This is a genomic window from Pseudomonas sp. JV245A, from assembly GCF_032424515.1.
Classification (GTDB): domain Bacteria; phylum Pseudomonadota; class Gammaproteobacteria; order Pseudomonadales; family Pseudomonadaceae; genus Aquipseudomonas; species Aquipseudomonas protegens.
Genome location: NZ_VYKE01000210.1, coordinates 1 through 6,519, shown reverse-complemented (window position 1 = coordinate 6,519; position 6,519 = coordinate 1). Strand labels below are relative to the sequence as shown.

Genomic DNA, 6,519 nt, shown 5'->3' with positions numbered 1-6,519 from the left:
GTCGCCGCGCCAGGCCCTGGCGGAAGTGCTGTCCATGCTGGTCAGCAACGGCCTGCTGTTCGGCCTGCTGGCCTGGAGCGGCCACCCCTGGCTGTACCTGGGGTTGTGGCTGTTGCCGGCGATTACCCTGCTGCCCTTGCTGGGCCGGGTGCGAGCCATCATGGAGCATGCCGGCCTGCCGGTTGCCGCCGACCAGAGCCGCAACGCCCGCAGCATCGTACGGCCCAGCGTGCAGACCTTCCTGTTCGGCCCCCACGCCATCCACTACCACATCGAGCATCACCTCTATGTGCGTGTGCCGTTCTACCACCTGGGCGGCCTGCACCGGCAACTGGCCACGGCGCAGTTGCTGCCCGAGGGCAACCTCTACCAGGGGTATGGCGGGGTACTGCGAGATGTCAGCGACCCCGACTGGAGGTCATCGGCGCGCTGAGGCGTGGAGGGAGGGGAGAACGGGCCCGCCATGGGTGGCGGGCCCGTGAGGGCGGTCAGAGCTTGGGCAACTGGCCGATGCGGCCGACCATCTCGGTGACGATCTGCAGGTCCAGGAGGAACTGCTCCACGGTCTTGAACTCGTTGTCGGTGTGGCCGGTGTACTTGACCTCGGGCCGCGCCAGGCCGAACTGCACGCCGTTGGGCAACTCGTGCACCGAGGTGGCGCCGGCGGAGGTGCCGAACTTGTGCGCCATGCCCAGGTTCTCGCTGGCCACCGCCAGCAGTGCCTTGACCCATTCACCCTCGGGGTTGCGGTACATAGGTTCGGCGATCTTGGTGTCGATGTTCACCGTTACCTGGGTCTTCTTGCTCCAGGCCGCCAGCTTGTCGGTGATTTCGCCCTTCAGCACTTGCGGGGTCTTGCCCTTGGGTACCCGCAGGTTGACCGCCAGCTTGAAGGTCTTGTCATCCACGCTGACCTGGGTCAGGGAGGTGGTCAGCGGCCCCATGAAGTCGTCGGAGAAGCCGATGCCCAGCTTGTTGCCCAGGTAGTCCAGGCCCCAGTTGTCGGCGGCGTAGCGGGCACCATCGGTGAAGGCGTTGTGCTTGAAGGCGATCTTGCCATCCTGGCTGTTGATGAAGTCCAGCATCCGCGCCACCGGGTTGACCCCGGACTCGGGCTCGGAGGAGTGGGCCGAGACGCCGGTGACCGTCAGTTGCACATCCTTGCCCACCACCTTGGCCGCGACCTGGAAGTTGCCGCCGTGCTGCTTGGCATATTCGGCGCCGGCCTTTTGCAGGCTGGCGGCCAGTTCCGCGGGCTGCTCGGTGACCAGGGTGGCTACCGAGGTCGAGGGGATCTGGTTGGTGGCCAGGCCACCGGTGAGGTGGGTGATCTCCGCCCCTTTGCCCTCGGCGGCGCGCCGGGCGAAGCTGGCCATCACCGTGCCGTAGCCTTTCTCGGCGATCACCACCGGGTAGCCGCCGTCCAGCGCCAGGTTGTAGTTGGGCGTCGGGTTGTGTTCGAAGTAGTAGGGAATGGCATCGCCGCTGGTTTCCTCGGTGGTGTCCACCAGCAGCTTGAAGTTGCGCGCCAGGGGCAGCTTCTCTTCCTTGATGATCTTCATCGCGTAGAGCGCTACCACGATGCCGTTCTTGTCGTCCTCGGTGCCGCGGCCGTACATGCGGTCGCCGATCAGGGTGACCTTGAATGGGTCGAGGCGGGTGCCGTCTTCGAGCACCCAGTTTTCCGGGGTCACCGGCACCACGTCGGCGTGGGCGTGGATGCCGACGACTTCATCGCCGCTGCCTTCCAGGGAGATCTCGTAGACCCGGTTGTCGATGTTGCGAAAGTTCAGGTTGAAGGCCTTGGCCAGGTCCTGGATCTTGGCGGCGATCTTGAGGAACTCGGGGTTCTTGTACTGCGGCACGCCGTCGATGTTGAAGGTGGGGATGGCCACCAGCTCGCGCAGGGTTTCGGTGGCGGCCTTGCCGTACTTGATCCGGGCGTAGAGGCCCAGCAGGCGGTGGATCTCGTTCTGCTGTTCGGCGTTCAGGGGCTTGTTGGCCAGGAAGGTCTCGATGGTCGGGGCGAGCTGGTCGCTCTTGGCCAGCGGGCTCTTGGCCAGGGTGCCGAGGAACTGGCGGAAATCCGTGACCGTGGCGTCATTGAAGGTCTTGAGGATGGCCGCGCTTTGTTGCGGGGTAATGTTGGCCTGGGCGATCGAGGTGTAGGACGACAGGCTGGCGAGCATCAGGGTGGCCGCAGCCAGGTGCTTGAGAGAAAAATCCATTGCGGAGGGCATTCCTTTGCAGGGGGTAAGGATTATCTGAGCTGTTAGTCAGAAACCTTGCCAAGCTAACACTGCGAAGGAGCAGGGCGGGAGCCCCTGAAGTGGGATCTGTCGCACAGAAACGCAAAAGCGACGCACAAACGAAACATTCATCCAGGCAGGAGACGCCTGCATCGGCGCCTCCTGTCGTGGCTAGTGCATCAAGCCTTGGCGTCCCATGGGCGGTCGCCCTGTTCGTCCTTGATGCGGGTCGGCAGGCCCATCAGGTCCAGCGCCTTGAGGAACGGCTTGGCCGGCAGTTCCTCGACGTTGGCCATGCGCTGCACGTCCCACTCGCCACGGGCCACCAGCAGGGCGGCGGCCACGGGCGGTACGCCGGCGGTGTAGGAAATGCCCTGGCTGTCGGTCTCGGCGTAGGCTTCTTCGTGGTCGGCCACGTTGTAGATGAAGACTTCGCGCGGCTGGCCATTCTTGCTGCCCTTGACCAGGTCACCGATGCAGGTCTTGCCGGTGTAGCCCGGGGCCAGGGAGGCCGGGTCAGGCAGCACGGCCTTGACCACTTTGAGCGGCACCACTTCCAGGCCTTCGGCGGTCTTCACCGGTTGCTCGGAGAGCAGGCCCAGGTTGCGCAGCACGGTGAACACATTGATGTAGTGCTCGCCGAAGCTCATCCAGAACCGCACGTTGGGCACGTCGAGGTTCTTCGACAGCGAGTGCACTTCATCGTGGCCGGTCAGGTACAGGTTTTGCGAGCCGACCACAGGCAGGTCGTCGGTACGCTTGACTTCGAACATGGTGTTGCTGGTCCACTGGCTGTCCTGCCAGCTCCACACCTGTCCGGTGAATTCGCGGAAGTTGATTTCCGGGTCGAAATTGGTGGCGAAATATTTGCCGTGGGAACCGGCATTGACGTCGAGAATGTCGATCGAGTCGATGCGGTCGAAATGTTCCTGCTGGGCCAGGGCCGCATAGGCGTTGACCACGCCCGGGTCGAAGCCGACGCCGAGGATCGCGGTGATGTTCTTCTGCTGGCACTCTTCGAGATGCTTCCACTCGTAGTTGCCGTACCAGGGCGGGGTCTCGCAGATCTTGCCCGGTTCTTCGTGGATCGCGGTGTCCAGGTAGGCCACACCGGTATCGATGCAGGCACGCAGCACCGACATGTTGAGGAAGGCGGAACCGACGTTGATGACGATCTGCGACTCGGTCTCGCGGATCAGCGCCTTGGTTGCCTCGATGTCCAGCGCGTTGAGCGCATAGGCTTTTATTTCAGCGGGCTGTTTGAGGCTGCCCTTGGCCTTGACGCTGTCGATGATGGCCTGGCATTTGGAGATGTTGCGCGACGCGATAGCAATACGACCGAGTTCGTCGTTGTGCTGCGCGCACTTGTGGGCCACCACCTTGGCGACACCTCCTGCACCAATGATAAGAACATTCTTCTTCAATTTATTTACTTCTCCTCGTGACCTGTCCGCTCAGGAAAGGCTGGACAGGTAGTCTTCGAAACCAAACTCGCGTACCACCTCGATGCTGCCATCGAGTTGTTTCACGACAATGGACGGCATTTTCAGACCGTTGAACCAGTTTTTCTTGACCATGGTGTAACCCGCCGCATCAATGAACGACAGTCGATCGCCGATGGCCAGCGGACGATCAAATTGGTATTCGCCGAAGATATCCCCGGCCAGGCAGGACTTGCCGCACACCATGTAGGTATGTTCGCCCGCGCTTGGTGACAGCTTGGCGTTCAGGCGATAGATCAGCAGGTCGAGCATGTGGGCTTCGATGGAGCTGTCCACCACGGCCAGGTGCTTGCCGTTGTACAGGGTGTCGAGCACGGTCACTTCCAGGGAGGCGCTCTGGGTGATCGCCGCTTCGCCCGGCTCCAGGTAGACCTGCACGCCGTACTTCTGGGAGAAAGCCTTGAGGCGCGCACAGAAGGCGTCCAGGGCGTAGTCCTCGCCGGTGAAGTGGATGCCGCCGCCGAGGCTGACCCACTCGACCTTGTGCAGCAGGTGGCCGAAGCGTTCCTCGATGGTGGTCAGCATCTGGTCGAACAGGCCGAAGTCGCCGTTCTCGCAGTTGTTGTGGAACATGAAGCCGGAGATCTGCTCGATGACCTGCTCGATCTTGGCCGGGTCCCACTCGCCCAGGCGGCTGAACGGGCGCGCCGGGTCGGCCAGCAGGTAGTCCGAACTGCTGACCTGGGGGTTGACCCGCAGGCCGCGCACCTTGCCCGCGCTGGCGTCGGCAAAGCGCTGCAGCTGGCTGATGGAGTTGAAGATGATCTTGTCGCAGTTGGCGAGCATCTCCTCGATTTCGTCGTCGGCCCAGGCCACGCTGTAGGCGTGGGTCTCGCCTTCGAACTTCTGCCGGCCGAGCTTGAGCTCGTAGAGCGACGAGGAGGTGGTGCCGTCCATGTACTGCTGCATCAGGTCGAACACCGACCAGGTGGCGAAGCACTTGAGGGCCAGCAGGGCCTTGGCGCCGGACTGCTCGCGCACGTAGGCGATCTTCTGCATGTTGCTCAAAAGCTTCTGCTTGTCGATGAGGTAGTACGGCGTCTTGATCATTTCAGGGTCTCCGGCAGGGCCAGCCAAAAAGGTACGCATTGTGCCCGCAGTGCCACTAGATCGAAAGCTCGGAAATATATTTTCCACGGTCAACCGTCTGTCCCTTGCGTTGTCGAGCCAGGCATGCGATTCCACACAGACCGCTGCAGGCGGTGCACACTGGCCCGAGCCCAGGTCGATGAATGCTGCGGCGCTGCAACGTTTCGCCGATTCGATGAAAAAAATACCCGACGGAAACTGCCATGCCTGATCTGCCCGAGCCGTACCACCCTCTTACTGACGATCGCTTCCGCCTGCTGGTCGATGCGGTGGTGGACTACGCGATCTACATGCTCGACGCCCAGGGCCGGGTCGCCAGTTGGAACAGCGGTGCCCGGCGCTTCAAGGGCTACCGGGAGGAGGAAGTGCTGGGCCGGCACTTTTCCTGCTTCTATACCCCCGAGGATCGCCAGGCCGGTTTGCCCCAGAGGGCGCTGGACAGTGCCGCGCAGTGCGGGCGTTTCGAAGGCGAGGGCTGGCGCCTGCGCAAGGATGGCACGCGGTTCTGGTGCCATGTGGTGATCGACCCGATCCGCGACAGCGCCGGCGGGCTGATCGGCTTTGCCAAGGTCACCCGGGACATGACCGAGCAGCGGGCCGCCGAGCAGACCCTGAAACAGAGCGAACAGCAGTTCCGCCTGCTGGTGCAGAGCGTGACCGACTACGCGATCTACATGCTCGATGCCCAGGGCCGGGTCAGCAGCTGGAACCTGGGGGCGCAACGGATCAAGGGCTATGCCCCAGAGGAAGTCATCGGCCAGCACTTTTCACTGTTCTATACCGCCGAGGACCGGGCCAGCGACGAGCCGCGCAAGGCCCTGGAAGCCGCCGCCCGCGAAGGCCGTTTCGAGAAGCAGGGCTGGCGCCTGCGCAAGGACGGTACGCGGTTCCTGGCCCATGTGATTGTCGACCCGATCCGCGCCGACTCCGGGGCCATCATCGGTTTCGCCAAGATCACCCGCGACATCACCGAGGTGGTCCAGGCGCAGAAGGAACTGGAGGTCGCCCGCGAAGCGCTGTTCCAGTCGCAGAAGCTCCAGGCCATCGGCCAGCTCAGCGGCGGCATCGCCCATGACTTCAACAACCTGCTGACGGTAATCCGCGGCAACCTGGAGCTGCTGCACAAACGGGTCGGCGATGACCCCAGGCTGCGGCGCCTGCTGGACAACGCGCTGCAGGGCACCGAGCGCGGCGTGACCCTGACCCAGCGCATGCTGGCCTTCGCCCGGCGCCAGGAGTTGAAATCCCAGGCCCTGGACCTGGGCCAACTGGTGGCCAGCCTCAGCGGCCTGTTGTGCAGTTCGGTGGGGCCCAGGATTGCCCTGCGGGTGGAGATGGCGCCGGACCTGCCGGCGGTGCAGGCTGATCTCAACCAGCTGGAACTGGCGCTGCTGAACCTGGTGAGCAATGCCCGGGATGCCATGCCCGAGGGCGGTTCGATCCTGATCGAGGCGCAATTGCGCGGGGCCACGGGCAACCTGGCCCGGGGGCAGTACGTCTGCCTGGCGGTGGTCGACGATGGCCAGGGCATGGACGAACAGACCCTGGCCTGCGCCGCCGATCCGTTCTTCACCACCAAGGGCCTGGGCAAGGGCACCGGCCTGGGCCTGTCGATGGTCCACGGCCTGGCCGAGCAACTGGGCGGGCGCCTGGTGCTCCAGAGCCGCCTGGGCCAGGGC

At 63.7% G+C, this 6,519-nt stretch carries 5 protein-coding genes; 2 read left to right on the top strand and 3 right to left on the bottom strand.

All coding sequences use genetic code 11. From position 1 onward, the window contains the following. A partial coding sequence (locus F6S12_RS28870) for a fatty acid desaturase (protein WP_315869624.1) occupies window positions 1–433 on the top strand: 433 nt, incomplete at its 5' end. A gap of 55 nt (window positions 434–488) precedes the next feature. Here F6S12_RS28870 and F6S12_RS28865 read toward each other — a convergent pair. The 3 genes from F6S12_RS28865 to F6S12_RS28855 all read right to left on the bottom strand — a co-directional run bounded on the left by F6S12_RS28865 (window position 489) and on the right by F6S12_RS28855 (window position 4,801). After that, window positions 489–2,228, bottom strand: a complete 1,740-nt coding sequence (locus tag F6S12_RS28865; protein ID WP_315869623.1) for a dipeptidase — start codon at window positions 2,226–2,228, stop codon at window positions 489–491. 200 nt (window positions 2,229–2,428) lie between these two features. Beyond that, the gene (locus F6S12_RS28860; RefSeq protein ID WP_011061818.1) at window positions 2,429–3,673 is read right to left on the bottom strand and encodes a saccharopine dehydrogenase family protein; all 1,245 of its coding nucleotides are present in this window, start codon (window positions 3,671–3,673) and stop codon (window positions 2,429–2,431) included. A 30-nt stretch (window positions 3,674–3,703) separates the two neighbouring features. Beyond that, on the bottom strand, window positions 3,704–4,801 hold the full coding sequence (locus tag F6S12_RS28855; RefSeq protein WP_011061817.1) for a carboxynorspermidine decarboxylase: 1,098 nt from the start codon (window positions 4,799–4,801) through the stop codon (window positions 3,704–3,706). A 242-nt stretch (window positions 4,802–5,043) separates the two neighbouring features. Here F6S12_RS28855 and F6S12_RS28850 point away from each other — a divergent pair. Further along, a partial coding sequence (locus F6S12_RS28850; RefSeq protein WP_315869622.1) for a PAS domain S-box protein occupies window positions 5,044–6,519 on the top strand: 1,476 nt, incomplete at its 3' end.

Coding starts and splice junctions, on each gene's coding strand:
- F6S12_RS28855 (WP_011061817.1), bottom strand. CDS start 4,801: ATGATCAAGACGCCGTACTACCTCATCGACAAGCAGAAGCTTTTGAGC.
- F6S12_RS28865 (WP_315869623.1), bottom strand. CDS start 2,228: ATGGATTTTTCTCTCAAGCACCTGGCTGCGGCCACCCTGATGCTCGCC.